Source organism: Brucella anthropi ATCC 49188 (genome assembly GCF_000017405.1).
Lineage (GTDB): Bacteria > Pseudomonadota > Alphaproteobacteria > Rhizobiales > Rhizobiaceae > Brucella > Brucella anthropi.
Window position 1 is genome coordinate 1,412,584 of sequence record NC_009667.1, and the last position, 25,946, is coordinate 1,438,529.

Consider the following 25,946-nt stretch of genomic DNA (forward strand, 5'->3'; position numbering starts at 1 on the left):
ATGTTTTGCCTACAGCATCGGCCCGAAAATCGATTTCGATTTTCGGAAAGACGATGCGTAGATTCGATCGGTTAGAGCATCCTTTGTGCGTCCATATGGACGCATGGCGCTCTAGGGGCTGCGGCTGCGAATCAAGGCAACCGGATTGCGGGCATTATGCTGTGTCCACGGCAGGGCTTCAATGGCGGTCGACAGTTTGTGCTGCCGACCGCCATTTCCTTCAGCTCTTTCGTAGCCTTGCAAGCATGGCCAGAACCAGCAACGGCATGAAGGTGCAGAAGGTGATCAATGGCCAGGCAGTATCGCCAGGCAGGAAAATGACCAGTGCGGTTCCTGCGAGACTGACGATCAGGCTCTGAACACAGAAATAGACTGCGACCGCCATGCCCGCATTGTCGTCAAAAGCTGCAAGCGCACCATTTGCCGTCATCGATGCGGTGAGAACGATCCCGATAGCGGCAAGCCACATCGGGACGATGAGGCTTGTGAATGATGGTTGCAGCAGTGTCTCTCCCGCCAGAAGCAGGAGCGCGCTGGCAAGGAGCACGACCATGCCAAGGGCCACGCTAGTACGGGCACCCCATTTCTGCGTCTGGCGCGGCAGGATGCGCGTGGCGGCGATCATGACGCCGGCAACGCTTGCGAAGGCAAGGCTGAATTCTGTTTCACCGAAGCCGCTGCGTTCGATCAGAATGCGCGGTGCGGTAGAAAAGAATACGAAGAACGTGCCCATCGCCGTAGCGAAGCCGAGCGTGTAGGTCCAGAAGCGGAAATCCTTTATGATCCGCCCCAGACTGCCGGCGTTTGGCGCATCGCCGGTCGGTCGTGTCTCGTGCCAGTGGCGCAAGGCGCGCCATGTTGCGATGAGACCGAACAGGCCCAGCAATGCGAAGATTGTCCGCCATCCGAAACCCTTTGCAATCAGTGCACCGGCAATCGGGCCAAGCGCAGGGACGAAGGAAAGCATGGCGCTGAAAAGGCCGTAGATCGTCGCGCCTTCGGGACGCGTCGCATAGACGTCGCGCACCGTTGCGAAAGTGGCGACAAGTGCTGCCGAGGCGCCCGTTGCCTGTACGAAGCGAAGCGCCACGAATAGCGCGGCATTGTCGGTAATCGCCAGCGTGAAGGACGAAAGGGCGAAAACCAATCCGCCACCAAGTAGGATGGGCCTGCGTCCGAAGCGGTCCGACAACGGGCCGAACAGCAGTTGCCCGACACCCAGCATCACCATGTAGAGGCTGAGCGTCAGCTGCACCATGGCGGGTGTCGTTTGCAGGATGGCGGGCATGGACGGCACGACCGGCAGGTAGATGTCCATGGCCAGCGAGGCGAGAATGTCGAAAGGGGCCATCAGCGCGAGCGCAAATGGCAGGGAGTAGCTCCAGCGTGGAGTTTGTTTGTTATCAAAAGGCATGACGAAGCATCCGCTCGAGAAAGAATTCGGGCGGCGATCTGCCTTCTTTACAACGCGTGTCTTATCCGAAAATCATTACACACTTTTCGGGATGCGCTTTAAGGGAAATTGGTCCGGGGCAGATGCCGCAACAGGTCGGAAAGGCTGTTGCGGCTTATCTGGTTGCGAGTTCGGTGCTGCTCATTCTGTTTTGTCCCGGTTCAATTGCGGACGCATTTTTAACAGCCGCATCTGAACAATGCAAATCAGTGCCAGCTATCGTCGCGCCACATCGCCGAAAAGGCGGTCTTGTAGTCGGGATAGGCAAATTCATAACCGAGACCCCTGATGCGCTGGTTGGAGACACGCTTGTTCTCGCCATAGAAGGAGCGCGCCATCGGCGTCATGTCGGCTTCCGCGAAGGGGACCTCCGGCGGCGGCGTCATGCCCATCAGTTCGGCTGCATAGGTGACGACATCCTGTGGCGGGCTTGGTTCATTGTCGGTGATATTGAAGATGCCGCCTGTGTTGGTCCCCGCCAGAAAACGCAGGCTACCGGCGATGTCATCGACGTGGATGCGGTTGAAGACCTGATTGTCTTTGATGATACGCCGTGCAGTACCGCGTTCCAGATTAATGAAGGCGTTGCGGCCCGGCCCGTAAATGCCGGAAAGACGCAAGATTGCGAGTGGCGTTCCGTGCCGTTCGCTCAATTGTCCCCATGCTTCTTCGGCTTCTACCCGCTCCAGACTGCGGCGGGACGCGGGCTTGCAGGGAGCAGTCTCGTCCACCCATTGGCCCTGATGGTCGCCATAGACGCCGACCGTCGACAGATAGCCGATCCAGCGAATGGTGTTGTCGGGGCGACGAAGCGCTTCTTCTACAACGGCGACCGCCGGGTCGCCGCTTTCGCCGGGCGAAATCGAAACGACCACATGGGTCGATTGGGCAAGCCGGTCCAGAAGGTCGGGCGAAGGTGTTTCACCGTCAAAGAGCATCGGCTTTATGCCCGCCTTTTCAAGGAGCGGGAATTTCTGCTCGTGCCGCGTTGTCCCGTCGATGCGTTCCGCCTCACCTGTCATCCTTTGAGCAAAGGCCTGGGCAGAATAACCGGCTCCGAACAGAAAAACGCGCATCAAACTTCCTCCATAGAGCGCCGTGCGCCCGTTGGGACGCACAAAGGACACTCTAATCCATTGAATCTACGCATCGTGCTTTCCCAAAATCGCTTCCGATTTTCGGGTCGATGCGGTGGTCCACTCTGCTTGCACCGTAGCATCCTCTTCCGATGAGGCCAGACGTTTCTGCATTTCAGCCACATGGTCGGGATTGGCCAATTGCTTCAAGGCCCATATAGCTGCGCCGCGCACGACAGGCGCTTCGTCTTCCAGCAGTCGTTCGACATCTGGCAGAAGCGTTTTATCACCGGAGTTACCGGTGGCGATCAGCACATTGCGGAGGAAGCGGTCGCGCCCGATCCGTTTCACCGGGGAGCCGGAAAACAAGGTGCGGAAAGCGGGGTCATCCAATGTCAACAGATCGGCCAGACGCGGCGCTTTCAGATCGTCACGGGCTTTCAGCTTCATTTCGCTGGTCGCCTGCGCAAACTTGTTCCAAGGGCAGACGGAAAGGCAATCGTCGCAGCCATAGATGCGGTTGCCCATCGCCTCGCGGAATTCGTGCGGGATCGGCCCCTTGTTCTCGATTGTGAGATAGGAAATGCAGCGTCGCGCATCGATGCGATAGGGCGAGGGGAAGGCCTTGGTCGGGCAGGCGTCGAGGCAGGCGCGGCAGGAGCCGCAATGGTCGCGTTCAGGCGCGTCGGGCGGAATTTCCGCCGTTGTGAAGATGGAGCCGAGGAATAGCCACGAGCCAAGCTCGCGGCTTACCAGATTGGTGTGCTTGCCCTGCCAGCCGAGCCCCGCGGCCTCAGCCAGCGGCTTTTCCATGACGGGCGCGGTGTCGACGAAGACTTTGACATCCTGTCCGGCGCGCGCGGCAAAACGGCTCGCCACATGCTTGAGCTTGCCCTTGATGATGTCGTGATAGTCGCGGTTTTGCGCGTAGACCGATATGGCCGCGCGATCCTGTTGCTCCAGAATGGCGAGCGGGTTGGCATCCGGCCCGTAATTCATCGCCAGCATCATGATGGAACGGACTTCCGGCCACAGCACGCTTGGATCGCTGCGGCGCGCCTCGGTTTCCTCCATCCATTCCATGTCGGCGTGGTGGCCATCGGCAATATATTGGCGCAGCCGTTCGGGCGCTTGCGGAATTGCATCCGGCGTAGTGAAGGCGACGGCATCGAAACCGACCGCCTTCGCCTCTTCGATCAGGAAGCGCTTCAGCTTTTCGGTTTTCGAATTAGAAGTCGAGGTCGCCATAATGGGCCACCGGGGCAAGCCCGCGCACGCGGTCAGAAAGCAATGGGCGGAAGGCCGGACGCGATTTCATGCGTGCATACCAGTCACGCGCCGCTTTGGTTTCGCCCCATTCAATTTCGCCGAGGTAGTCCAGCACGGAAATGCATGCTGCCGCAGCCATGTCGGCATAGCTTGGATGCGCGCCACCCAGCCAGTCGCGCGTTGCAGCCAGCCAGTCGATATATTTCATGTGCTGGCGGATATTGGTGCGGGCAGCGCGAATAGCAGTAGAATCCGGCGCGCTGCCGCCCATCTCGGCAGCCATCTGCAATTTGAACACACGTTCGCGCGCGATGTGGCGTGTGACTTCATTTTCGAATTTCAGTAGAAACCAGTCAACGAGGCGGCGCACTTCGGCGCGCTCCATCGGGCTTTCCGGCAGAAGGCGGCGGCTGCGTTTCAAGGCGCCGCGTGTCTCGTCCAGATATTCGGCAATCACCGTCGCGCCGACGACCGGAAGGTCATTTTCAGCCAGAAGAACGGGCAGGGTGCCCGCCGGGTTCAGCGCCAGAAATTCTTTGCGACGCGACCACGGTCGCTCCTCGATCAACTCCGCTTCAACGCCATACTCGCCGAGGATGAGCCGCACATAGCGCGAACCCGAAGACATGGGATGATGAAAAAGCGTAAGCATGATCGACGCGATACTCTCGACTGAAGCTTGAATTGAACGTCCGGAGATAGCACGGCGGCTGGCGTTTGCGCATGCAGCAGGCTATTCCTGCTACCGAGCGATTCGACGCCGCCTCAACGGAATATAAAGTCTATAAGGGCTATGTCCGCGAGAGACAAGCAATCGCTTGAGCGTGTCTCCCGAAAGTGGGAACCGATTTTGGGATAAAGACATGCGTAAAACTAAGGAAATAGAGTGTCCTTTGTGCGTCTGTGATGACGCACAAAGGACACTCTAGAAGTGCTCGTTTTTGCCTCGGCAACCGCAATCGCGGCCCGGTCTTGCTGCCATCATGGTGCCCAATATTCTAAGGTGCTGACTTCATGGATGTTTTTAATCTGCTGGAAGCCGCGTTTCTCGGTCTTATCGAAGGCTTGACCGAATTTATCCCGGTTTCCTCCACCGGACATTTGCTGCTGATCGGCCATTTTCTTGGTTTTGAATCCACAGGAAAAACCTTCGAGGTTCTGATCCAGCTTGGTGCCATTCTGGCCATCTTGACCGTCTATTCGGCAAAACTTTTGAAAATCCTGACCGATTTTCCCCGCGATGCCCGCACGCGGCGCTTCGTCTTCGGCATTCTGGTTGCCTTCCTGCCCGCTGCCGTCATCGGCGCGCTGGCGCACGGCTTCATCAAAAGCGTGCTGTTTGAAACGCCGATGCTTGTCTGCATCATGCTCATCATCGGCGGTTTCATCCTGCTCTGGGTGGACCAGCTCAATCTGCGTCCGCGCTATCATGATGTGATGGATTATCCGCTGCCCATGTGCCTCGCCATCGGCTTCATCCAGTGCCTGGCCATGATACCAGGCGTGTCGCGCTCCGGCTCCACCATTGTCGGCTCGCTTCTGCTGGGGGCCGACAAGCGCTCGGCGGCGGAGTTTTCGTTCTTCCTCGCTATGCCGACCATGGCAGGCGCTTTTGCCTATGACCTCTACAAGAGCCGCAATATCCTGTCGCTCAACGATGGTGCGCTGATCGGGGTCGGCTTCGTAATGGCTTTCATCTCGGGCGTTTTCGTCGTGCGCTATCTGCTGGACTATGTGTCCCGCCACGGCTTCAAGCTGTTCGGCTGGTGGCGCCTGATCGTCGGGTCGGTGGGGTTGGCCGCGCTTCTCGTCTGGGGGTAAGCTTTGCCATTATTTCCGCGCTGACAGCCTGCAAATGGCACTCTTCTGCGCTTCCGGTGCTCATGTACCATAAAGTACACTCCGCTCCGGTTCTCGAAGATCACCATTTTCGACTCGTCAGCACGAAAATCCTGACAAAGCTTGGCGCATAAAAGCCAAGCAAAAGAAAAGGGGCCTTTCGGCCCCTTGTTCATTTTCCGATGAGCGGAATGTCTCACGCAAAACCGGTTTTGGTGTACTGGCCGGCAACGCGGTAGCGCCACAGATAGGATGGCAGCACGGCGTCGACGCCTTCCGGCGTGATGCCCATGCCTTCCAGCGTGCGGCCTTCCTTGATCGCCTTTTCGGAAACGATATTGTCGAATTTCAACAGCGTCACCTGATCGTTGGTGAGCATCGGGTTCGGCAGCAGGCCGAGGATCGATGCCTGCAAACGGGCAACCCACCAGGGCATGGAAATGATGAGGCGCTTGCGGGCGATGACGCCGAGCATGTCCTTCATCCAGTTCTTGAACGGCTGCACATCCGGGCCGCCGAGTTCATAGACGCCACCCGGCATCAGCTTGCCATCGACGGCGCGGGCGACGGCTTCCGCAACGTCACCGACATAGACCGGCTGGAGCTTCGTTTCGCCGCCGCCGATAGCTGGCAGGAACGGCGAGAAGCGCGCCATGTTGGCGAAGCGGTTGAAGAAGCGGTCTTCAGGACCGAAAATGATCGAAGGGCGCAGGATGACGCTTTCCGGCAGAACGGAAAGAACTGCGTTTTCGCCTTCGCCCTTGGTGCGTGCGTAATCCGATGGCGAATTGACGTCGGCCGCGAGCGAGGACAGATGCGTCATGCGAATGCCTGCGGCCTTGGCGGCTTCGGCGATGTTCTTCGCGCCCAGCACCTGAACGGTGTTGAAACGCTGGCGACCGCTTTCAGCAAGGATGCCGACGAGGTTCACGACATGGTCGGAACCCTTGACGACATGTTCGACCGAAGCGCGGTTGCGGACATTGGCCTGCACCATCTGAATCTGGCCGACATTGCCGAGCGGAGCCATGTAATAGGCAACTTCCGGCTTGCGCACGGCAACGCGCACGCGATAGCCGCGCTTGGTGAGACTTGCGACGACCGCGCGCCCGACAAAGCCGGAGCCGCCGAAAACGGTGACCAGTTTCGGCCTGTTGTGGACTTCGTTCGGTTCGGTCTTCATCCTAAACTCCTGCATGAAAGCCAGCTGCGCCGCTTGCATTGAGCGGCGGCGATGCATCTATATTGCCGGTGATTTATCGCCTTTTGGCCACAAGGCAAAGGGGACTTGTTGTCACGATCATGATAGCAGGACTTTTTCCCATGTTCGTTTTTTTGTTTCAGCGTGATCTTATCCGAAAACCGCTTTGAGATTCCGCTTCTTGCTGTTAAATCGCGCGCATGAGCACACCACTTGACCATATTCGTAATTTTTCGATCGTCGCCCATATCGACCACGGCAAATCGACGCTGGCCGACCGCCTCATTCAGTTGACCGGCGGGCTGGACACGCGCGAGATGAAGGATCAGGTTCTCGACTCGATGGATATCGAGCGCGAGCGCGGCATCACCATCAAGGCGCAGACCGTCCGTCTCAGCTACAAGGCGAAGAACGGCGAAGATTATGTGCTGAACCTGATCGACACGCCCGGACACGTCGACTTCGCCTATGAAGTCTCGCGCTCGCTGGCTGCGTGCGAAGGTTCACTTCTGGTGGTGGACGCCTCTCAGGGCGTGGAAGCGCAGACGCTGGCCAATGTCTATCAGGCCATCGACAACAACCATGAAATCGTGGTTGTGCTGAACAAGATCGACCTGCCCGCTGCCGAGCCTGAGCGCGTCAAGCAGCAGATCGAGGAAGTGATCGGCATTGATGCCGCACAGGCCGTGCACATTTCTGCCAAGACCGGCATCGGCATCGAGGATGTGCTGGAAGCCATCGTCACGCAATTGCCCGCGCCGAAGGAAGGCGACCGCAATGCGCCGCTCAAGGCCATGCTGGTCGATAGCTGGTATGACAGCTATCTTGGCGTTATCGTTCTGGTGCGCATCATTGATGGCGTCCTGAAAAAGGGCCAGACCATCCGCATGATGGGCACGGGCGCGAAATATCCGGTGGAACGCACCGGCGTGTTCACGCCGAAGATGGTTCAGGTGGACGAACTCGGTCCCGGCGAGCTTGGCTTCATCACCGCTTCGATCAAGGAAGTGGCCGACACCCGCGTCGGCGATACGATCACCGAAGATCGCCGCCCGACGAACAAGATGCTGTCTGGCTTCAAGCCCGCGCAGCCGGTCGTGTTCTGCGGCCTGTTCCCGGTCGACGCGGCGGATTTTGAAGATCTGCGCGCTGCCATGGGCAAGCTGCGCCTCAACGATGCGTCGTTCTCGTTTGAAATGGAAACCTCTGCTGCGCTTGGTTTCGGCTTCCGCTGCGGGTTCCTTGGTCTCCTGCATCTGGAAATCATTCAGGAGCGTCTTGAGCGCGAGTTCAATCTCGATCTCATCACGACCGCGCCTTCGGTTGTCTATCGCCTGAACATGCAGGACGGTTCGCAGAAAGAGCTGCACAATCCGGCCGATATGCCGGATGTGGTGAAGATCAATGCGATTGAAGAACCTTGGATTCGCGCGACCATCATGACACCGGATGATTATCTCGGCGCGATCATGAAGCTCTGCCAGGAGCGCCGTGGTCTGCAGATTGATCTGACCTATGTCGGCCCGCGCGCCATGATCACCTATGATCTGCCGCTCAACGAAGTGGTGTTCGATTTCTACGACCGTCTGAAGTCGATCTCGAAGGGCTATGCTTCGTTCGACTACAATCTTTCGGATTACCGTGAGGGCGATCTGGTCAAGATGTCGATCCTCGTGAACGAGGAGCCGGTCGACGCGCTTTCGATGCTGGTGCACCGCTCGGCGGCGGAAAAGCGTGGCCGCGCGCTGTGCGAAAAGCTGAAGGAACTGATCCCGCAGCACATGTTCAAGATCCCGATCCAGGCGGCCATCGGCGGTCGTATCGTGGCGCGTGAGACGATCTCGGCACTGCGCAAGGACGTGACGGCCAAGTGCTACGGCGGCGACGTGACGCGCAAGCGCAAACTTCTGGAAAAGCAGAAGGAAGGCAAGAAGCGCATGCGCCAGTTCGGCAAGGTCGAAATCCCGCAGGAGGCCTTCATACAGGCGCTCAAGATGGGCGATGATTGATCTCAAGTTGTTTTAGGGGCGCTTCGGCGCCCCTTTTTATTTCTGTTGTTTCTTGAATATTTTATAAGGAATTATGCATGTTCGGACTATTGAAAGCGTTGATTGAGTTTTGTCATTCGATACTGAAAATTTTTGTGGAGCGATCGGAAAGAGCAGCTCATAGCATTGAGAAAGAGGAAGAAAGTCGCCGTAGCAAAGAGCAAGAAGCGTTGCAGTGGCTGAACCATCATTTGCCAGCATTGGAAAATGCGGCGCGAGATGCATATTCTTTCATTCTGCAAAAGTCGTCTGAACAGGTTCCGGTAGACTATTCGGGAGCGGCTTATCCATTTGTTGAAAAGTTGAACACTTTCCCATCAGATGACCGGAACGCTATTAAGGTACGTTTTCAACTGCTTCGTGGGAAGGACTCCAAGAGAGCTTGGGCGAAGTGTAAATCTTATGTTGATTTATGGGAAAAATGCATGGGGCAGTTTCCTGGTAATGTGCCGGATTTTCCATATGATATCGAGAAATTCTATAAGGTTTGTTGTGTTTTCAAAACAGTGACGGGAACTAAGTAATACGGATGTGCTGAACATGTCTCCATCGATCTCCATTACCTACTGCACCCAATGCAACTGGCTGCTGCGTGCTGCGTGGATGGCGCAGGAACTGTTACAGACTTTCGGGCAGGACTTAGGCGAAGTGGCGCTGCGTCCGGGGACCGGCGGGGTTTTTGAAATCCGTGTTCATATGCCGGACGGCAGTGAAGAACTCATCTGGGAGCGCAAGCGTGACGGCGGATTTCCGGAAGCCAAGGTGTTAAAGCAGCGCGTGCGCGATCTGGTCTGGCCGGAACGCGATCTCGGTCATTCGGACCGGCCAGCCAATACTTGATGCTATCGGCCCTTTCGACAGGCTGAGAATGAGGGTCGAGTTGTGCGTTTCCTCGTCCTTCGAGACGGCGCTTCGCGCCTCCTCAGGATGAGGGAAATAACAGCGTCGCTATTCTGAGCCGAAGAAATTAGTCCTCATCCACCACGCGCAGGCGCATTTGAGTGGGAGTGTTTTCCGTCTGTCTCGTTTGCGGGCGGGATGCCTCCTCTGCGGGTGCAGGGCCAAATTCCAGCGCTTCGATCTTCGCGCCGCGCCGGGTGACCTTGTTGGACGACACCAGAATATCGTCAATATCCTTGTTGGCCTGCACAAAGTGCGTTTGCAGCTTCCGCACGCGCTCGTCCAAACGGCCCACATCTTCCATCAAGCGGATCACCTCGCCCTGAATCACATGCGCCTGCTCGCGCATGCGGGCATCCTTCAGGATCGCCTGAATGACCTGAATCGACAGCATCAGCAGCGACGGCGAGACAATGACGACCCGCGCCCGATGCGCACGCTGGATCAGGGCCTCGAAGTGCTCGTGAATATCGGCGAAGATGGACTCCGACGGCACGAACAGAAAAGCCGTATCCTGTGTTTCGCCGGGGATCAGATACTTGTCCGAGACATCCTTGATATGCACTTCCATGTCGCGGCGGAACTGGGCGACTGCTGCCTTGCGCGCCTCCGGCTGTTCCGTTTCGCGCATCGAATTCCAGGCTTCGAGCGGGAATTTTGCGTCGATCACGAGCGAGGGCGCATTGTTCGGCATCCGTACAAGGCAGTCGGGGCGGGTGCTGTTGGAAAGCGTTGCCTGAAACTCGTAGGCCCCCTGTGGCAGGCCATCGGCAATGATCGCTTCCATGCGCGACTGGCCGAAAGCGCCGCGCGTCTGCTTGTTGGCGAGGATCGCCTGCAATTGCACCACCTGTCCGGCGAGCGACTGGATATTGTTCTGCGCCGTGTCGATGACGGCGAGACGCTCCTGCAATTTGGCGAGATTTTCATGCGTCGAGCGGGTCTGTTCGGTCATGGTCTGGCCGATGCGATGCGTCATGCCGTCGAGCCTTTCGCGGATCGACTGGTTGAGTTCCGCCTGCCGTGAGCCGAATACCTCGGCCATGGTCTGCATCCGGCCCTGCATCTCGGCCTGTGCCTTCAGGATTTCCGCCATGCGATATTCCGCATCGCGGGCACGGTCTTCGGCCTGTGCTTCCGCAACCGCACGAAGCCGGGCGGAACGTGTCGCCGCGATCAGAAAAATGGCAAGACACAGCACCAGCACGACGATACCCGCCAGCAGGATACTCCCCAGCGTGAAGGATGTGGCACCGAGCTGCAGAATCGGCTCATTCAGGAGATTCTGGTTTTCCATGAAGAGAGCTTAGCTGATTCGTATCGTCTTGATGAGATCAAAACGAGAACATTTTGCAAAGTGTAATTGACGATTCTCGCGTGAGCCATTACGTGAAAGCCCATGTCTGTAAAACCGCTTGTCATCCTTCCCGATCCCGTCCTGCGCCAGGTTTCCAAGCCTGTGGAGCGCTTTGACGACCAGCTGCGCAAATTTGCCGGCGACATGTTCGACACCATGTATGATGCGCCGGGCATTGGCCTCGCCGCCATTCAGGTAGGCGAACCGATCCGCATGCTCGTCATCGACCTTGCCAAGGAAGATGAACCGAAAGCGCCGCATGTCTTCATCAATCCCGAGATTGTCGGCGTGACGGATGAAGTCAGCACCTATGAGGAAGGCTGTCTTTCGATCCCGGATTATTATGCCGAAGTGGAACGGCCAGCCGCCATCAAGGTCAATTACTTCGATGCAGATGGCAAACAGCATCTGATCGAAGCCGACGGGCTGATGGCTACCTGCCTGCAGCATGAGATCGATCATCTGAACGGCGTGCTCTTCATCGATCATATTTCCAAGCTGAAGCGCGATATGGTCATCAAGAAGTTCAAGAAGCTCGCCAGCCAGCGCGCGCCCGGGAAAGTGCTTTAATGCGTGTCGTTTTCATGGGGACGCCGGAATTTTCCGTGCCGATCCTCACCGCCATCATCGGTCACGGTTATGAGGTTGTTGCGGCCTATACGCAGCCGCCGCGCCCGGCGGGCCGTCGCGGGCTGGAGCTGACCAAGTCACCGGTGCATGAAAAGGCCGAACAGTTCGGCATTCCGGTGTTCACGCCGAAGAGCCTCAAGGGTGCGGAAGAGCAGGACGTTTTCGCAAGCCTCGAAGCCGATGTTGCGATTGTCGTGGCTTATGGCCTGCTGCTGCCGCAAGCCATTCTGGATGCACCGCGCCTCGGTTGCTATAACGGCCATGCCTCGCTGCTGCCGCGCTGGCGCGGCGCGGCTCCGATCCAGCGTGCCATCATGGCAGGCGATAGCGAAACCGGCATGATGATCATGAAGATGGATGCCGGGCTCGATACCGGTCCCGTTGCCATGGCCGAAAAGGTTGCGATCACGCCGGACATGACGGCAGGCGAACTGCATGACCGTCTGAGTATGATCGGCGCCGACCTGATGATCCGTGCGCTGGGCGCGCTTGAGCGTGAAAGCCTTGCCTTGCAGCCGCAGGCGGAAGAAGGCGTCACCTATGCCGCCAAGATCGACAAGGCCGAGGCGCGCATCGACTGGTCGAAGCCGGCACAGGACGTGCACAATACCATTCGCGGTCTGTCGCCCTTTCCGGGGGCATGGTGCGAGATGGAAATCAATGGCGCTGTCGAACGTGTGAAGCTTCAGCGCTCGGCGCTGGGTGAGGGGTCCGGTGAACCGGGCACGGTGCTGGACGATCGCCTGACGGTTGCCTGCGGGGAAGGGGCCGTGCGGCTCGTTACGTTGCAGCGTTCCGGCGGCAAGCCATTGCCCGCGCAAGAATTTCTGCGTGGCGCACAGGTTTCGAAGGTTCTGTAAGCGGTGCCGCGCTACAAGCTCACTGTCGAATATGACGGCACGCCCTATGTTGGCTGGCAGCGGCAGGAAAACGGCCATGCGGTACAGAATGCCATCGAACTGGCATTCAAGAAGTTCTGCGGCGAAGATTTGACGCTGAGTGCGGCTGGCCGCACCGATGCAGGCGTGCATGCAACCGCGCAGGTCGTGCATGTCGATCTCACCAAGGATTGGGGTGCAGGCAAGGTGCGCGATGCGGTCAATGCGCACCTCGTCATGGCGGATGAGCGCGTCAGCATCTTGAATGTCGAGAGGACGACGGACACATTCGATGCGCGTTTTTCAGCGCGTGCCCGGCATTATCTCTATCGTATCCATAATCGCCGTGCGCCTCTGGCGGTTGATTATCAGCGCGCATGGTGGGTGCAGAAGCGACTTGATGCTGAAGCGATGCACGAAGCAGCAAAGCGGCTCCTGGGCGAGCACGACTTCACGACGTTTCGCGCCACGCAATGCCAGGCCAAGAGCCCGGTCAAGACGCTCGACCGGCTCGATGTCATCCGCAACGGCGATTACGTGGAAATGCGCGTTTCTGCGCGGTCCTTCCTGCACAATCAGGTCAGGTCCTTCGCAGGCAGCCTGATGGAAGTGGGTGTTGGCCGCTGGACGGCGGATGATCTGCAAGCGGCTTTGGAAGCCAAAGATCGCAAGGCCTGCGGGCAGGTTGCCCCGCCCTATGGGCTTTATCTGATTGGTGTGGACTACGCCTTTCCGTACTGAGACCCGAAGCGCGCTCTAGGGAATCAAGAGCAAACTTCCGGATGATTTTCCCGTCTCCAGCGCACGATGGGCCTGTGCTGCCTCGCTCAGCGGATAGGTTGCCCCAATCGTTCCAGTCAGTCCCTTTTCCATGATGTCGAAAAGCTTGGAGGCGGAGTTTCGGTAGTTATCCAGATCGTTGATGTAAGCGATCACGCTTGGCCGGACGAAAGAAAGATCTGCTTGATTGCCGAGTGCATCAATGACGGTCTGGGAGATTTTTCCACCGGCCTGACCGATGCTCGCCAGAGTTCCAAACGGGCGCACGCATTGTGCCGTTTTGGCCAGAGTTTCACCGCCGATCCCGTCATAGGCGACGTGAACGCCCTGTCCATCCGTGAGACGCCGGGTGGCTGTGACGAAATCGCAATCGCGTCCAACGAGCACATGATCGGCGCCATTTTTGCGCGCCATTTCGGCTTTGTCTTCCGAGCTGACGGTTCCGATCACTGTTGCTCCAAGAGCCTTGCCCCAGCGAGTCAGCAAAGTGCCCAGTCCGCCTGCGGCTGCATGCACCAGCATGATTGTATCCGAGCCAACGGGAAATGTATCGGTCAGAAGCATGTGGGTGGTAAGACCGCGCAGCATGGTCGCTGCTGCCGACTGCGAGGAAATTGTGCCGGGCAGTAGCAGCGCCCTTTGGGCCGGTAGAAGCCGGGTTGAAGCATATGCCCCCACTGGCAGGCCCGCATAGGCAACCCTGTCGCCTGGCTTGAGGTCGGTTACATCCGATCCGACAGCTTCCACCACGCCTGCACCTTCGACGCCGAGCACTGCCGGAAAGGACGGCAGCGGATAGAGGCCGGTCCGATGATATATGTCGACAAAGTTCACGCCGATTGCCTCGTGGCGAAGACGTATCTCGCCCGCACCGGGGCTTCGGGGTGTCTGCGGGACTGTCTGAAGCAGCCCTGCTTCACCTGTTTCGTTCAGAATGATCTCGTAGTCCATCAGTCAGCCTCCGTTGCAATCCGTGGCAGTATCGTGGATAGAGAAACGGGAAAAAATTGCCGATTTTATCGCAGCGTATGGGAAAAATTTCACAATGGTGAATTGGGAAAGCGTGCGTTACTTTGTGGCTTTGGCCGATACGGGGACTCTGTCCGGTGCCGCCCGATTGCTCAATGTAGAACATGCGACGATTGCGCGACGTGTGGCAGCTCTGGAATCCGAAACCGGTTTGAAACTGGTTGATCGTCGGGGGCGACGTTTTCTGCTGACGGAAGACGGCGAGCGGATTGCGGCGATTGCCCGCAAGATGCAGGACGAGGCACAAGCCATCAGCCGTTTCGGCGCAGTTCGGGATACGGGCATAAGCGCTACCATCACGCTCACCGCGCCGCCGTCCTATGCGGTTGCAAGACTGGCGAAGCCGCTCGCTGCCGTGTCAGAACAATATCCGGGTATCCATATGCGTGTGATGGGAGAAGCACGCTTCAGTTCACTGAACCGTCGGGAGGCGGATATAGCTATTCGCCTGACGCGCCCGACAACCGGCGATCTCACCATTCGCAGGCTGGGCGAGGAAGCTTTCCGCCCTTATGCGAGCCGGGATTATCTGGCGCGAACTCCTCCTGAAGAATGGCAGTTCATTGCTTATGATGAAAGTCTGGAAGACGCTCCGCAGCAGGCCCATTTGCTTGCTTTGGCTGGTGCCCGGCCAATCGCCCTGCGCGCCAATACGCTGGAGATGCAGCTCGCTCTTGTAAGCGAGAATGCGGGCATAGCCATGTTGCCTGATTTCATGGCTGAGACGCAGGAGCAGCTGGTGCCAGCGCTGCCGGATCATGCCCCCCTCACACGCGAGGTGTGGATGGTCGTTCATTCCGATATGAAGACGGTTCCGGCTCTCCGTGCCGTCATGGCCGAGATCGCCAGCGCCCTCAATCATCCCGTGCCGATATAATGGCTTTCGCTTTAATAGGCGTGCGGATCAAAGCCGATCCCGAGCAGTTGCTGCAGCAGGACGGTCAGGAACAGTGAGCCAAAGACGATGCAGGCGAAGAACGGTGCCGCATAGGCATGTGGGCGCTGCAGCGCGACAAAAGTCAGCCGGTAGCTCAGCACAATGGATGCGCCGAACATGATGAAGGCGAACAGGGTCGCGATGTCGAATCGTCCGGGAAAGAAGAGCTGTAGCAGTGTAATGGGCGCGAAGACCCACGAAAGCAGTGCGCTGCCCCAGTTGGTGGCAATCACGAAGGCCGCATAACGCTTGGCAATGCCGATCCGCTTGGCGATAAGGCCGATGATGACGAGCGGAATAATCCAGGCCGCTATGTCCACGAAGGCTGCGCGCGTGACAATGGCAAAGCGCAAGCCTGCCTCCTCGCGACCTGCCGTCAGATCCGCGGCATAAGCGACCCAGCTTGCGAAGAGCGGCGGCAGTGCAATCGCTATCGCAAAGAAGGACGACCAGAAGCCCTCGGCGGAAATGTCGAGATAGCCCAGTCCTTCCTTGCGCCCGAGCATCATTTTCCAGACGCCCCAGAAATATCTGAAAATATCGTCCAGGCTTGGCATGAGATTCCCAATTTTTCGCGTAATCCCGGCGGAACAGTCATGCGACTTTCCGGGACTATGCGTTACCCAAAGAAATCGGCGATGAAGCGTTCATAAATCTGTGTCAGGCCTTCGAGGTCGGCAAGGGCTACGCGCTCGTCAACCATATGCATGGTCTGTCCGACAAGGCCGAACTCGACCACCGGACAGTAATCCTTGATGAAACGGGCATCGGACGTGCCGCCTGATGTCGACAGTTCCGGGCGTTTGCCCGTTACGGCCTCGACGGAATCTGTCAGTGTGCCGATCAGCTTTTCGTCACGGGTCAGGAACACATGGCTCGGATGCTCGCGCCAGGTGAGTTCGTATTTGATCGGTGTTTCGCGACCCGGCCGCAAGCGATTGTCGCGGGCGGCTTTTTCGAGGCGCGCGATGATTTCGGCCTGCAAGGTCTCTGCCGTCCAGGTGTCGTTGAAGCGGATGTTGAACGAGGCCGTTGCCTTGTTCGCAATGACATTGGTGGCCTTGTTGCCGACGTCGATGCTGGTTACTTCCAGATTGCTGGCCTGAAAATTGGCTGTCCCTTGGTCGAAAGCCGGATAAAGCAGGCTGTCGACCAGCGTGGTAATGCCGCGTACCGGGTTTTCGGCCAGATGCGGATAGGCGGCATGGCCCTGCACGCCATGGACGGTGATCGTGCCGGACAGTGAGCCGCGTCGTCCGATCTTGATCGCATCGCCGAGCGCATTCGGGTTGCTTGGCTCTCCGACGATGGATGCATCCCAGCTTTCGCCGCGCTGCTTCGCCCAGTCGAGAAGCTTGACCGTGCCATTGATGGCCGGGCCTTCCTCGTCGCCGGTGATGAGGAACGAAACGCTGCCCTTGATGCTGCCGTGCTTTTCGATGTGACGGGCAACTGCGGCCACGAAACAGGCAACACCGCCCTTCATGTCAACCGCACCGCGACCGTACATCACGCCGTCTTCAATAGCGGCAGAAAAGGGCGGGTGTTTCCAGTCGCCCTCATTGCCGGGAGGCACGACATCGGTATGTCCCGCAAACATCAGATGCGGGCCATTGCCCGACTTGCGTGCATAAAGGTTTTCGATGTCGGGCGTGTCTTCATCGTGGAAGACAGGTCGTTCCACCGAAAACCCCATCGGCTTCAACATCGCTTCCAGCGCCGTCAGCGCACCGCCCTCGGCAGGCGTTACGGATGCACAACGGATGAGGGCGGCAAGGTTATCGGCGGGATTGACGGCTAAGCTCATGAGATCGGGACTTTTTTGAAAAGGGAATCGTCTGACGGCGAGATTATCGCGCATCCCGAAAAGTGCGAAGCGGTTTTCGGAATAAGATGCGCGTGAGAAACCAACTGCATCCCGAAAAGTGCAAAGCGTTTTCGGAACAGGATGCGCGTTGAAAAAACAGGCCGGAAGCCGGCGGATGAAACAGCAATCCGATGGTTGCGCGCAGGCGGCATCGTTTCGCCTTTCACTTGTTTTTCTCAACCGGTTTCAATTTGGGAACGAAATTTCCTTGACCGGAGGGGTCCTGTCATCGTTAGTTAAAAATAAGTTGATAACGAGACCCGCAAAGGGCCGCTCAACGGGGACTCTTTTTAAATGGGAAACTGCGCATGCGTTTTGTCACTTCTGCGATAGCAGGCATGATGGTGCTCTTCGGGGCGACGACAATACCGGCCAAGGCCGCGCAATGGAGTGAAGCAGGCGGGCTTACAAGCATTCCTTACGGACACAAGGAGTACTGCGATCGTAACAAGCGCGATTGCGGTGCGCATCGCGTATTGCCGCCGATGAAGATGACCCCGCAGCGCGCGAAGCTGCTGCAATCGGTCAGCAGCTCCGTCAATCGCCGCATCAAACCGGTCTCCGATCAGGATAATTATGGCAAGCGCGATTACTGGACCATTCCGGTCAACGGCAAGGGCGATTGCGAAGACTATGTCCTGATGAAGCGGGCCCAGCTGATGGCGCGGGGTATCAGCCCGTCACAGCTTCTCATTACTATGGTACAGGGCAGCGAGCCGCATGTCGTCCTGACCGCCCGCACAGATCATGGCGACTATATCCTCGACAATCTGCGCGACGAGGTGTTGCCGGTCGAGAAAACTTCGTACCGCTATATCAAGATGCAGTCGCCTGCCAATTCCGGTCAGTGGGTTTCCATTGCCGGGCGTTCGGTCGCTGTTGCAAACAACTGATCGGGGTTACAGCGTTCAATCAAGAGCTGGTCCAATTGAATGTCATCAAGCCGCATTTCGATGCGGCTTTTCTTTTGAGTATGGGCTGATTTGACTGGCTGAACGATGCCAGCCGCAAATCAGGGTGTCATTTCGACGAAGCTTGCGTCGTTTGCAAAGGACCGATTTCGCGAAAAATCGCATCATTGTTCACTCTCATTGGACAATATATTGGGACAGACTGTTCGCTCTTTTTGAACAAAAGACACTTTGTAACAGTCGTGTGATTGCTGGTATATCAATTAAATATTTGATTTTGTTATTATTTTATAATTTCAATTATCGTCCTCCAAGAAAATGGCCGCACAAATGTGTGATAAAGAAAACATTTTCGTGACTGGAACTTTTGCCCACTGTCACCCATTTCAGCTGCATCGGAACGACGAACAAACGCCGCTCCACTTTCCAAGGAGATAGGAAAATGAAGAAGATTGTTCTTGCTGCCGCTGCTCTTGCTCTTACCGCTGGTGCCGCTTTTGCAGAAAACCCACATGTCGGCGAACCTGCCGATCTCTATGCAAATGACCGTACGCCGGTTGCAACGCAGAGCCAGAAGCTCGACTACACGGCTCCTGCCTCGATCAACAAGGCAACGGTTTATCAGGATGGTTCGGCTCACCGCTTCGGTGACGCATCGCCTTCCTCTTACCAGAACTAAAAGTCCGCTCGGACTTTTGGCCTCTCCGGTCCAGACGGACCGGGCATGAATGAAATACCCACATTGCATGTATTCCCGAAGGTGTCGGGGCATTTCCTCCCAGATGTGCCTGGCACCGTAGGGCGGGCCACGAAGGCCCAGCTAACCAAATGTCCCCTCTATGCCTGAGATGCAGTCTCAAGGTTCAGCCGGTTAAGCACCGATGCCGGGGACGCCATGGAGAAAAGGAATAAAGAAATGAAGAAGTTTGCTCTCGCCGCTCTTGCTGTCGCTCTTAGCGCCGGTGCTGCCTATGCCGAAAACCCGTTCGTTGGCCAGCCGCCTGCAATGGCTGCTCAGGACAAGGCTTTCGTTCTTCCTGGCGAAACGCCGGTCGCTTCGACCCGCAGCAACATCGACTATACGGCTCCGGCTGCCATTCGTCAGTCTGCGCCAGTTAATCAGGACGGCTCGGCTCATCGCTTCGGCGACGCTTCCCCGTCCAGCTACCAGAACTAATTCGTTCTGACGGCTGAGCCTGTCGGTCGCCCTGCATCGTCCGTTGCGTTCCTCCCCCTCACGCATGTGACACGCGGGGCAGCCGAAGGGCTGCCAAGAAATCTCCCCGGAGGATGGCGTCAGTGTCTCCCCGGACTGCCCGGATCAGAGGCATTGCGCCATCCGAAGGGGCGACCATTAAATGCAAAAAGGCGACGCCAGCAGCGTCGCCTTTTGTTTTTAAGCACGCTCTCAGTCATTGTCGAAACGCGCTATCCATTTGTTTTAAGAATGTCTTTATCCCGAAACCGGTTCCCACTTTCGGGAGACATGCTCTAGTGGTCTGATTCCGACATTTGCATCCTCGGGATATGAGCGCCGAGCAAATGTCGAAATCAAAAAGACCACTAGTAACCTTATGAATCTAGTGGATTTTTCGAATTTGACGTTTGAAACGAGATTTATATCGGACGGGTATCAAACGTCAAATTCAATCCACTAGTCACGCAGCAATTCGTTGATCGAGGTCTTGGAGCGGGTCTTTTCATCGACGCGCTTGACGATCACGGCGCAATAGAGGCTCGGACCCCAGTTTTCGCCGGGAACGTTCTTGCCCGGCATGGTGCCTGCAACGACGACCGAATAGGGCGGCACTTCGCCATAGAAGACTTCGCCGGTTGCGCGATCCACGATCTTGGTTGATTTGCCGATGAAGACGCCCATGCCGAGGACCGAACCTTCACGCACGATGCAGCCTTCAACGACTTCCGAGCGGGCACCGATGAAACAATTGTCTTCGATGATGGTTGGACCGGCCTGCATCGGCTCCAGAACACCGCCGATGCCGACGCCGCCGGAAAGGTGAACGTTCTTGCCGATCTGTGCACAGGAGCCGACGGTGGCCCAGGTGTCGACCATGGTGCCCTCATCGACATAGGCGCCGAGATTGACGAAGGATGGCATCAGGATCGCGTTTGGCGCGATATAGGCCGAGTGGCGCACGATGCAGTTCGGTACGGCGCGGAAGCCTGCCTTTTCGAATTCATTGGCTGTCCAGCCGTCGAATTTCGACGGCACCTTGTCCCACCAGGAGGACTGGCCGGGGCCGCCCTTGATGACTTCCATCGGGTTGAGACGGAAGGAGAGCAGAACTGCTTTCTTCAGCCATTGGTTGACTTGCCAGTTGCCGTCCGCCTGTTTTTCTGCGACACGGGCTTCACCGCGGTCGAGCAGAACGAGCGATTGTTCGACGGCTTCGCGCACTTCGCCGCGCGTTGCCGTGTTGATACCGTCGCGCTCGTCAAAAGCCTTGTCGATTGTCTTCTCAAGGGAGGCGAGGTCTGGCTTGGTCATAGGGTGCGATCTCCATGAAGGGGCGGCGGAAGGCAGGCGTGGACAAGTCCGGCCTGTTTGCTGGGAAATTGATTAAGCGAAGGCGCCATGAGGGTCAATGTCGTTCGTGATCCGATTGCAGTGCCACGTTTGAGACAGATTAAGCATTTAGCGCCAGAATGGATGCTGTTATACCAAAACCCGATGAGCTTGACTCATCGAGTTTTGGATAAGCCCGTGCGGCAATTGAGCATTTTCAGGGCGCGATGCGTCAGCATCTCAGCGCCCTGGTATTACGCGTTGAATGGCGATAATGAAGGAGCAGGTGAGAGCATGAACCCGATGGAGAAGTCTGGCTGGACGCCATTCCCGAATTCTGAGGAAGCGGTCAAGCAGGCGCGCACCGTACCGCAGACGCCACAGACCGAAGCCCCTGCCTATCGCCTTGCTTTCACGGACGATGATTTCCTGACGCGGCGCGAACTGCGGCCGATCCGGCTGCAGCTTGAGCTTCTGAAACCTGAAATGATTCTGGCCGACCGGGGTATCAAGTCCACTGTCGTCATGTTTGGTGGTGCGCGCATTCCGGAGCCCGGCGGCGAGGCATGGGCAGCCAAGAACGAGGTTCAGAAGAAGAACCTTGAAGCCAATGCGCATTATTACGAAGAAGCGCGCAAATTCGCGCGGCTTTGTTCCGAATATTCGGCAACGACCTATTATCGCGAATTCATCGTGGTGACGGGCGGCGGTCCCGGCGTCATGGAAGCAGGCAATCGCGGAGCCGCCGATGTCGGTGCGCCGACGATCGGTCTCAACATTGTGCTGCCGCATGAACAGGCGCCCAACGCCTATGTTACGCCTGACCTTTGCTTCAACTTCCATTATTTCGCGATCCGCAAGATGCATTTCCTGATGCGGGCCAAGGCGATCTGCGTGTTCCCCGGCGGCTTTGGAACGATGGACGAGCTTTTCGAGGCGATGACCCTGATCCAGACCAACCGTATGGAGCGCGTGCCGCTGATCCTGTTTGGCAAGGAATTCTGGACGAAGGCGATCAATATCGAGTTTCTGGCCGAGCAGGGCACGATTTCGCCTGCCGATATCGAACTGCTCAACTTTGTCGAAACCGCCGACGAAGCCTGGGAGCAGATCAAGGATTTTTACAAGCTCTGATTGTGTCCTGAGGGACTGATGGAATCGCGCCCGGTTTTCTTAAGACCGGGCGTTTTCGTTTTCGTCATAGGCACGAGGGCGGTGAACGAGTGTCACCAGCACGACCGAGATAATCATCAGGAGATACCACGAGCCGAGCTTGCTCATTGAAACGAGTTCCCAGCCATTGCGCTGGTTCGGATAAAGCCAGGCCTTCGACCATGTGCCGATGTTCTCGGCAATCCAGATGAAGAGCGAGGTCAGCAGAAAGGCGACCAGCAACGGCATTTTGTGCCGGAAGCGGAAGACGCGGTAATGCATCGTCGTGCGCCAGAAAAGGACGAAGGTCGCAGCAAACAGCAGCCAGCGCATATCCCAGATGAAGTGGTGCGCGAAGAAATTGATATAGATTGCGGCGGCCAGAACAATGGTCATCCAGAGCGGTGGATAGTGGTTCAGCCTTATATCGAAGATGCGATTGATGCGTGCCATGTAGGAGCCGACAGCCGCATACATGAAGCCGGAAAACAGAGGAACGCCGCCAATGCGGAAGAAATTCTCCTCCGGATAGACCCATGAACCGGCATGGGTCTTGAACACTTCCATCGCTGTGCCGACCACATGGAAGATGAGGATGACCTTGGCTTCCTCCCACGCCTCCAGCTTGAAGACCAGCATGGCAAGCTGGATAGCAAGGGCGGACAGGAACAGGAAATCGTAGCGCGTGATAAACCCCGCGCCGCCATCCGGCCAGAACCAGCGGGTGAGGATGATGAGCGCCAGCATGGCGCCCCCGAAAAGGCAGGCCCATGCCTGTTTCAGTCCGAAGACCAGAAACTCGATCAGCGCATCGCTGATCCGGTGACGGGGCAGATTGTCGAGAAGGCGGTGGGCGGCCTTGTCGATGCGTTTTTCAAGGCCGGTGAATTGCCTATCTTCGTGCAATGATTTCTTCCAGAAACTGGGTCAGATTATCGGTCACATAGTCCACCTGATCGGTGAACTCGGGATCGCTTTCCCATATCTCGGAAAATGTAGGCTCAAAATTGTTCGGCACGACCAGCACCGTTTTCATGCCGAGGGCTTTGGGAACGACCAGATTGCGCGCCAGATCCTCGAACATCACGGCCTTACCTGCATCGATGCCAAAAGCGCCGAGGAAGCGGTCATAGGTGACCCGTTCAGGCTTCGGTGTCAGGCCAGCTGCGACGATGTCGAAAATATCGTCGAAATCATCGAGGATTCCGAGCTGGCTGGCAGCGCGTTCGGCATGGCCGCGATCACCATTGGTGAAGATGAAGCGACGACCCGGCAGTGCCTTGATCGCCTGCCCGAGAGCCGGATCAGGTGTCAGCCAGGAATAGTCGATGTCATGGACTTGTCTCAGAAAGTCGTCCGGATCGATCTGATGGCACTCCATCAGACCTTTCAGCGTGGTGCCATATTCCAGATAGAACTGCTTCTGAATCTTGCGCGCTTCGTCACGCGGCAGTTTCAGCAAAGTCTCGACATAGCTCGTCATCTTCACGTCGATCTGCGAGAACAGATTGGCGGCGTGCGGGTAGAGGGTGTTGTCGAGGTCGAACACCCAGTCAGTGACGTGGGCGAAAGCAGCTCTGTCCGGAATATCGGTCATGGTCGATCCTTAAGGCACGATAAGCGCGCATCTTATCCGAAAACCGTTTCACACTTTTCGGGATGCGCTCTATGGCACGATCAAGGTGCCGGCACCATGTTCGGTGAAAAGCTCCAGCAGCACGGAATGCGGGGTCTTGCCATTCAGAATGACAACGCCTTCGACGCCCCGGCGGATCGCTTCGATGCAGGTTTCCACCTTGGGGATCATGCCGCCGGAAATGGTGCCGTCCTTGATGAGCGCCTGCGCATCGGCAACGGACAGTTCCTTGATGAGGTTCTTGTCCTTGTCCAGCACGCCCGGAACATCGGTCAGGAACAGGAGGCGCGTTGCGGCGAGCGCACCGGCAATCGCGCCTGCAAACGTGTCGGCGTTGATATTGTAGGTATGGCCGTCGCGACCCGGTGCGACCGGTGCAATGACCGGGATCATTTCGGAGCGCGCTAGAAGATCGAGCAGGGTGCGGTCGACTTCCGCCGGCTCACCGACGAAGCCGAGGTCCAGCACCTTCTCGATATTGGAATCGGGATCGATGACGGTCTTGTGCGCCTTCTGCGCAAAGACCATGTTGCCGTCCTTGCCGCAAAGACCGATTGCCCATTCGCCTTCGGCATTGATGAGGGCGACGATTTCCTTGTTGATGGAACCGGCCAGAACCATTTCCACCACTTCGACGGTCTTTTCGTCGGTGACGCGCAAGCCGCCTTCGAAGCGGGATTCGATGCCGAGCTTGGTCAGCATGGCCTGAATCTGCGGGCCGCCGCCATGCACGACAATCGGATTGATGCCCGATTGCTTCAGAAGCGCGATATCGCGCGCGAAGGCCTTGCCTAGTTCCGGATTGCCCATGGCGTGGCCGCCATATTTCACAACGACATGCTTGTTCTCGTAGCGCTGCATATAAGGCAGGGCCGCGGATAGGAGTTGCGCTTGCATTTCGGGATTTTCAAGTGTCGTCATCGCGGGCTCCATGGCTGGCGACAGGGCAAAAAGAGGCAGGCTTTTCTAGACCGGATTTATCGCAATTGGAATCCGCAGATGCTTATTTTTCACTTACCCGGTCGCGATTATTTGAATTTGCAGCCCGAAATGTGCCCAACAAAAAGCCGGTCTGCGCTCTATGCAGGTTTTTTACCCGGAATGATTTTCAGAGACCGCATCATGCGCAAAATATTCCTCACTGTTCTTACCTGCCTGCTTGGCACATCAGCATCCTGTGCTGCGCCTGCAGCAACGACTGAAACGATCATCCTCATCCGGCATGGAGAAAAGCCCAAAGGTGGCATGGGACAGCTCAGCTGTCGTGGGCTCAATCGTTCCTTGAAACTGCCTGCCGTCATTGCAAAAGATTTCGGCAAGCCCGATGCCATTTTCGCGCCCGATCCTGCCAAGGAAAAGAAGGATAGCGGCATTTCCTATGCCTATAACCGACCGCTGGCGACGGTGGAGCCGACCGCCATCCGTTTTCAGATGCCGGTCGATACGCGCTTCGGCTATGACGAGATCGGGAAGCTGCAGGTCGCACTCGAGCAGCTGCAATACAGCAATGCGACGATACTGGTCGGCTGGGAACACAAGCAGCTCTACAAGCTGGCCAGAAATCTGCTCAAGGACAATGGCGGAGATAAAGCTGCGGTGCCGAAATGGCGCGGCAATGATTTCGACAGCATCTATGTGCTGCATATCCAGCGCGGCGACGGGCACACGACTGCCCGTTTCGAGCGCCTCAATGAAGGGCTGGACGGGCAGCCTGAAAGCTGCCCGAGCTAGAGCATGTCCCCAAAAGTGGGAATCGGTTTTGGGATTAGGACATGCGTGAGAATAGGTAGTATCAGGCTTCCTTGATAAGCAATGCGATTGCTGCACGCAGCTCGTCGAGGCCTTCGCCCTTTTCCGACGAGGTCGCGATGATGCCGGGAAAGCAGGCTGCACGCTTGTAGGTAAGCTTGTGCGTTTCTTCCAGAAGGCGCGGTACGCCAGCGGGCTTGATCTTGTCGATCTTGGTCAGCACGATCTGGTAGGAGACAGCCGCCTTGTCAAGAAGATCGAGCACTTCCGCATCGTTCTTCTTGATGCCATGGCGGGCATCGATCAGCACATAGACACGTTTCAGTGTGGTGCGTCCGCGCAGATAATCGAACACAAGGCGCGTCCAGGCATCGACCTGTGCTTTCGGTGCTTCGGCGAAACCGTAGCCCGGCATGTCGACCAGTGCCAGCGGCGGCAGATCGCCGTTTTCGCCGGAATAGCCGTCCGGCACGAAATAGTTCAGTTCCTGCGTGCGGCCCGGTGTGTTGGACGTGCGCGCAAGGCCCTTCTTGTTGACGAGCGCATTGATGAGCGACGACTTGCCGACATTGGAGCGGCCTGCGAAAGCGATTTCGACCGGACCTTCCGGCGGCAAGAATTTCATCGATGGCACGCCACGGATGAAGATCCACGATTTCTTGAAAAGCAGGCGTCCTTCCTCGACGAGTGCCGCCTGGACTTCCCGG

At 57.2% G+C, this 25,946-nt stretch carries 27 protein-coding genes; 13 read left to right on the top strand and 14 right to left on the bottom strand.

Features of this window, described 5'->3' with window-relative positions:
* Positions 1-220: 220 nt before the first annotated feature.
* The 4 genes from cml to OANT_RS06905 form a co-directional block, all read right to left on the bottom strand.
* Entirely contained in the window at positions 221-1,414 is a 1,194-nt protein-coding gene (gene cml, locus OANT_RS06890; protein WP_012091430.1) for a CmlA/FloR family chloramphenicol efflux MFS transporter, read from the bottom strand.
* Between the two features lie 245 nt (positions 1,415-1,659).
* A complete protein-coding gene (locus OANT_RS06895) occupies positions 1,660-2,529 on the bottom strand; it encodes an SDR family oxidoreductase (RefSeq protein ID WP_012091431.1) in 870 nt (289 codons plus the stop codon).
* Positions 2,530-2,595: 66 nt separating this feature from the next.
* The gene (gene queG / locus OANT_RS06900) at positions 2,596-3,777 is read right to left on the bottom strand and encodes a tRNA epoxyqueuosine(34) reductase QueG (protein WP_012091432.1); all 1,182 of its coding nucleotides are present in this window, start codon (positions 3,775-3,777) and stop codon (positions 2,596-2,598) included.
* The gene (locus OANT_RS06905; protein WP_010659404.1) at positions 3,758-4,450 is read right to left on the bottom strand and encodes a glutathione S-transferase family protein; all 693 of its coding nucleotides are present in this window, start codon (positions 4,448-4,450) and stop codon (positions 3,758-3,760) included. Before OANT_RS06905 ends, queG begins: the two co-directional genes overlap by 20 nt.
* A 362-nt stretch (positions 4,451-4,812) precedes the next feature.
* Here OANT_RS06905 and OANT_RS06910 point away from each other — a divergent pair, with 362 nt between their 5' ends.
* The gene (locus tag OANT_RS06910; protein WP_010659405.1) at positions 4,813-5,619 is read left to right on the top strand and encodes an undecaprenyl-diphosphate phosphatase; all 807 of its coding nucleotides are present in this window, start codon (positions 4,813-4,815) and stop codon (positions 5,617-5,619) included.
* 214 nt (positions 5,620-5,833) lie between these two features.
* Here the strand turns inward: OANT_RS06910 and OANT_RS06915 are convergent, their stop codons facing one another.
* Positions 5,834-6,820, bottom strand: a complete 987-nt coding sequence (locus tag OANT_RS06915) for a complex I NDUFA9 subunit family protein (protein ID WP_012091433.1) — start codon at positions 6,818-6,820, stop codon at positions 5,834-5,836.
* Positions 6,821-7,038: 218 nt separating this feature from the next.
* Between OANT_RS06915 and lepA the strand changes: the two genes are divergently transcribed.
* The 3 genes from lepA (at position 7,039) to OANT_RS06930 (ending at position 9,726) form a co-directional block, all read left to right on the top strand.
* Positions 7,039-8,847 (top strand): translation elongation factor 4, encoded by a 1,809-nt coding sequence (gene lepA / locus OANT_RS06920; protein WP_010659407.1) that lies wholly within the window; start codon positions 7,039-7,041, stop codon positions 8,845-8,847.
* Positions 8,848-8,924: 77 nt separating this feature from the next.
* A complete protein-coding gene (locus tag OANT_RS06925) occupies positions 8,925-9,410 on the top strand; it encodes a hypothetical protein (RefSeq protein ID WP_040129115.1) in 486 nt (161 codons plus the stop codon).
* A gap of 16 nt (positions 9,411-9,426) precedes the next feature.
* Positions 9,427-9,726 (top strand): Rdx family protein, encoded by a 300-nt coding sequence (locus OANT_RS06930; protein WP_012091434.1) that lies wholly within the window; start codon positions 9,427-9,429, stop codon positions 9,724-9,726.
* A gap of 127 nt (positions 9,727-9,853) precedes the next feature.
* Here OANT_RS06930 and OANT_RS06935 read toward each other — a convergent pair whose 3' ends face one another.
* Positions 9,854-11,083 carry a DNA recombination protein RmuC gene (locus OANT_RS06935; protein ID WP_012091435.1) on the bottom strand — a complete coding sequence of 410 codons (1,230 nt, stop codon included), beginning with the start codon at positions 11,081-11,083 and terminating at the stop codon, positions 9,854-9,856.
* Between the two features lie 102 nt (positions 11,084-11,185).
* On the opposite strand from OANT_RS06935, the gene def reads away from it, so the two are divergent.
* The 3 genes from def to truA are packed head-to-tail and all read left to right on the top strand — an operon-like array spanning position 11,186 to position 13,392.
* A complete protein-coding gene (def, locus tag OANT_RS06940) occupies positions 11,186-11,713 on the top strand; it encodes a peptide deformylase (protein WP_010659411.1) in 528 nt (175 codons plus the stop codon).
* Positions 11,713-12,633 carry a methionyl-tRNA formyltransferase gene (fmt, locus tag OANT_RS06945; protein ID WP_012091436.1) on the top strand — a complete coding sequence of 307 codons (921 nt, stop codon included), beginning with the start codon at positions 11,713-11,715 and terminating at the stop codon, positions 12,631-12,633. The genes def and fmt overlap by 1 nt, the downstream gene beginning before the upstream one ends.
* Positions 12,634-12,636: 3 nt before the next feature.
* Positions 12,637-13,392: a tRNA pseudouridine(38-40) synthase TruA gene (gene truA / locus OANT_RS06950; protein WP_012091437.1), complete on the top strand. Its 756-nt coding sequence runs from the start codon at positions 12,637-12,639 to the stop codon at positions 13,390-13,392.
* Positions 13,393-13,407: 15 nt separating this feature from the next.
* On the opposite strand, the gene OANT_RS06955 is transcribed toward truA, so the two are convergent.
* Complete coding sequence (locus tag OANT_RS06955) at positions 13,408-14,382, bottom strand: quinone oxidoreductase family protein (RefSeq protein WP_012091438.1); 975 nt, start codon at positions 14,380-14,382, stop codon at positions 13,408-13,410.
* Positions 14,383-14,476: 94 nt separating this feature from the next.
* On the opposite strand from OANT_RS06955, the gene OANT_RS06960 reads away from it, so the two are divergent.
* Positions 14,477-15,337: a LysR family transcriptional regulator gene (locus OANT_RS06960; RefSeq protein ID WP_012091439.1), complete on the top strand. Its 861-nt coding sequence runs from the start codon at positions 14,477-14,479 to the stop codon at positions 15,335-15,337.
* Between the two features lie 11 nt (positions 15,338-15,348).
* Here OANT_RS06960 and OANT_RS06965 read toward each other — a convergent pair whose 3' ends face one another.
* Both OANT_RS06965 and dapE read right to left on the bottom strand, forming a co-directional pair.
* On the bottom strand, positions 15,349-15,954 hold the full coding sequence (locus OANT_RS06965) for a hypothetical protein (RefSeq protein ID WP_010659416.1): 606 nt from the start codon (positions 15,952-15,954) through the stop codon (positions 15,349-15,351).
* Positions 15,955-16,016: 62 nt separating this feature from the next.
* The gene (gene dapE, locus OANT_RS06970) at positions 16,017-17,204 is read right to left on the bottom strand and encodes a succinyl-diaminopimelate desuccinylase (RefSeq protein WP_012091440.1); all 1,188 of its coding nucleotides are present in this window, start codon (positions 17,202-17,204) and stop codon (positions 16,017-16,019) included.
* A 401-nt stretch (positions 17,205-17,605) separates the two neighbouring features.
* On the opposite strand from dapE, the gene OANT_RS06980 reads away from it, so the two are divergent.
* The 3 genes from OANT_RS06980 (at position 17,606) to OANT_RS06990 (ending at position 19,352) form a co-directional block, all read left to right on the top strand.
* Positions 17,606-18,157, top strand: coding sequence for a transglutaminase-like cysteine peptidase (locus OANT_RS06980; RefSeq protein WP_010659419.1), 552 nt, complete (start codon positions 17,606-17,608; stop codon positions 18,155-18,157).
* A gap of 460 nt (positions 18,158-18,617) precedes the next feature.
* Positions 18,618-18,854 (top strand): hypothetical protein, encoded by a 237-nt coding sequence (locus OANT_RS06985; RefSeq protein WP_010659420.1) that lies wholly within the window; start codon positions 18,618-18,620, stop codon positions 18,852-18,854.
* A gap of 237 nt (positions 18,855-19,091) precedes the next feature.
* Entirely contained in the window at positions 19,092-19,352 is a 261-nt protein-coding gene (locus tag OANT_RS06990; RefSeq protein ID WP_010659421.1) for a hypothetical protein, read from the top strand.
* 477 nt (positions 19,353-19,829) lie between these two features.
* Here the strand turns inward: OANT_RS06990 and dapD are convergent, their stop codons facing one another.
* Entirely contained in the window at positions 19,830-20,684 is an 855-nt protein-coding gene (dapD, locus tag OANT_RS06995) for a 2,3,4,5-tetrahydropyridine-2,6-dicarboxylate N-succinyltransferase (RefSeq protein ID WP_010659422.1), read from the bottom strand.
* A 312-nt stretch (positions 20,685-20,996) separates the two neighbouring features.
* Here dapD and OANT_RS07000 point away from each other — a divergent pair, with 312 nt between their 5' ends.
* On the top strand, positions 20,997-21,836 hold the full coding sequence (locus OANT_RS07000; protein ID WP_012091443.1) for an LOG family protein: 840 nt from the start codon (positions 20,997-20,999) through the stop codon (positions 21,834-21,836).
* Positions 21,837-21,875: 39 nt separating this feature from the next.
* Here the strand turns inward: OANT_RS07000 and OANT_RS07005 are convergent, their stop codons facing one another.
* The 3 genes from OANT_RS07005 to argB form a co-directional block, all read right to left on the bottom strand.
* Positions 21,876-22,760 (bottom strand): DUF817 domain-containing protein, encoded by an 885-nt coding sequence (locus OANT_RS07005; protein ID WP_012091444.1) that lies wholly within the window; start codon positions 22,758-22,760, stop codon positions 21,876-21,878.
* Positions 22,747-23,451 (bottom strand): pyrimidine 5'-nucleotidase, encoded by a 705-nt coding sequence (locus OANT_RS07010; RefSeq protein ID WP_012091445.1) that lies wholly within the window; start codon positions 23,449-23,451, stop codon positions 22,747-22,749. Before OANT_RS07010 ends, OANT_RS07005 begins: the two co-directional genes overlap by 14 nt.
* Positions 23,452-23,520: 69 nt before the next feature.
* On the bottom strand, positions 23,521-24,411 hold the full coding sequence (gene argB, locus OANT_RS07015) for an acetylglutamate kinase (RefSeq protein WP_010659426.1): 891 nt from the start codon (positions 24,409-24,411) through the stop codon (positions 23,521-23,523).
* Between the two features lie 201 nt (positions 24,412-24,612).
* Between argB and OANT_RS07020 the strand changes: the two genes are divergently transcribed.
* Positions 24,613-25,221 carry a hypothetical protein gene (locus tag OANT_RS07020; RefSeq protein ID WP_231771239.1) on the top strand — a complete coding sequence of 203 codons (609 nt, stop codon included), beginning with the start codon at positions 24,613-24,615 and terminating at the stop codon, positions 25,219-25,221.
* Between the two features lie 61 nt (positions 25,222-25,282).
* Here OANT_RS07020 and yihA read toward each other — a convergent pair whose 3' ends face one another.
* Positions 25,283-25,909, bottom strand: a complete 627-nt coding sequence (gene yihA / locus OANT_RS07025; RefSeq protein WP_036563705.1) for a ribosome biogenesis GTP-binding protein YihA/YsxC — start codon at positions 25,907-25,909, stop codon at positions 25,283-25,285.
* Positions 25,910-25,946: the final 37 nt, after the last annotated feature.

What these genes read in the sequence shown, in the direction of transcription:
- OANT_RS06930 (WP_012091434.1), top strand. Translation starts at nt 9,427, where the DNA reads ATGTCTCCATCGATCTCCATTACCTACTGCACCCAATGCAACTGGCTG.
- fmt (WP_012091436.1), top strand. Translation starts at nt 11,713, where the DNA reads ATGCGTGTCGTTTTCATGGGGACGCCGGAATTTTCCGTGCCGATCCTC.
- OANT_RS07010 (WP_012091445.1), bottom strand. Translation starts at nt 23,451, where the DNA reads ATGACCGATATTCCGGACAGAGCTGCTTTCGCCCACGTCACTGACTGG.
- OANT_RS06910 (WP_010659405.1), top strand. Translation starts at nt 4,813, where the DNA reads ATGGATGTTTTTAATCTGCTGGAAGCCGCGTTTCTCGGTCTTATCGAA.
- OANT_RS06955 (WP_012091438.1), bottom strand. Translation starts at nt 14,382, where the DNA reads ATGGACTACGAGATCATTCTGAACGAAACAGGTGAAGCAGGGCTGCTT.
- OANT_RS06895 (WP_012091431.1), bottom strand. Translation starts at nt 2,529, where the DNA reads ATGCGCGTTTTTCTGTTCGGAGCCGGTTATTCTGCCCAGGCCTTTGCT.
- OANT_RS06980 (WP_010659419.1), top strand. Translation starts at nt 17,606, where the DNA reads ATGGTGCTCTTCGGGGCGACGACAATACCGGCCAAGGCCGCGCAATGG.
- argB (WP_010659426.1), bottom strand. Translation starts at nt 24,411, where the DNA reads ATGACGACACTTGAAAATCCCGAAATGCAAGCGCAACTCCTATCCGCG.
- lepA (WP_010659407.1), top strand. Translation starts at nt 7,039, where the DNA reads ATGAGCACACCACTTGACCATATTCGTAATTTTTCGATCGTCGCCCAT.
- dapE (WP_012091440.1), bottom strand. Translation starts at nt 17,204, where the DNA reads ATGAGCTTAGCCGTCAATCCCGCCGATAACCTTGCCGCCCTCATCCGT.
- OANT_RS06935 (WP_012091435.1), bottom strand. Translation starts at nt 11,083, where the DNA reads ATGGAAAACCAGAATCTCCTGAATGAGCCGATTCTGCAGCTCGGTGCC.
- queG (WP_012091432.1), bottom strand. Translation starts at nt 3,777, where the DNA reads ATGGCGACCTCGACTTCTAATTCGAAAACCGAAAAGCTGAAGCGCTTC.
- OANT_RS06905 (WP_010659404.1), bottom strand. Translation starts at nt 4,450, where the DNA reads ATGCTTACGCTTTTTCATCATCCCATGTCTTCGGGTTCGCGCTATGTG.
- OANT_RS07020 (WP_231771239.1), top strand. Translation starts at nt 24,613, where the DNA reads ATGCGCAAAATATTCCTCACTGTTCTTACCTGCCTGCTTGGCACATCA.
- OANT_RS06990 (WP_010659421.1), top strand. Translation starts at nt 19,092, where the DNA reads ATGAAGAAGTTTGCTCTCGCCGCTCTTGCTGTCGCTCTTAGCGCCGGT.
- OANT_RS06915 (WP_012091433.1), bottom strand. Translation starts at nt 6,820, where the DNA reads ATGAAGACCGAACCGAACGAAGTCCACAACAGGCCGAAACTGGTCACC.
- dapD (WP_010659422.1), bottom strand. Translation starts at nt 20,684, where the DNA reads ATGACCAAGCCAGACCTCGCCTCCCTTGAGAAGACAATCGACAAGGCT.
- def (WP_010659411.1), top strand. Translation starts at nt 11,186, where the DNA reads ATGTCTGTAAAACCGCTTGTCATCCTTCCCGATCCCGTCCTGCGCCAG.
- OANT_RS07000 (WP_012091443.1), top strand. Translation starts at nt 20,997, where the DNA reads ATGAACCCGATGGAGAAGTCTGGCTGGACGCCATTCCCGAATTCTGAG.
- OANT_RS06925 (WP_040129115.1), top strand. Translation starts at nt 8,925, where the DNA reads ATGTTCGGACTATTGAAAGCGTTGATTGAGTTTTGTCATTCGATACTG.
- OANT_RS06965 (WP_010659416.1), bottom strand. Translation starts at nt 15,954, where the DNA reads ATGCCAAGCCTGGACGATATTTTCAGATATTTCTGGGGCGTCTGGAAA.
- OANT_RS06960 (WP_012091439.1), top strand. Translation starts at nt 14,477, where the DNA reads ATGGTGAATTGGGAAAGCGTGCGTTACTTTGTGGCTTTGGCCGATACG.
- cml (WP_012091430.1), bottom strand. Translation starts at nt 1,414, where the DNA reads ATGCCTTTTGATAACAAACAAACTCCACGCTGGAGCTACTCCCTGCCA.
- OANT_RS06985 (WP_010659420.1), top strand. Translation starts at nt 18,618, where the DNA reads ATGAAGAAGATTGTTCTTGCTGCCGCTGCTCTTGCTCTTACCGCTGGT.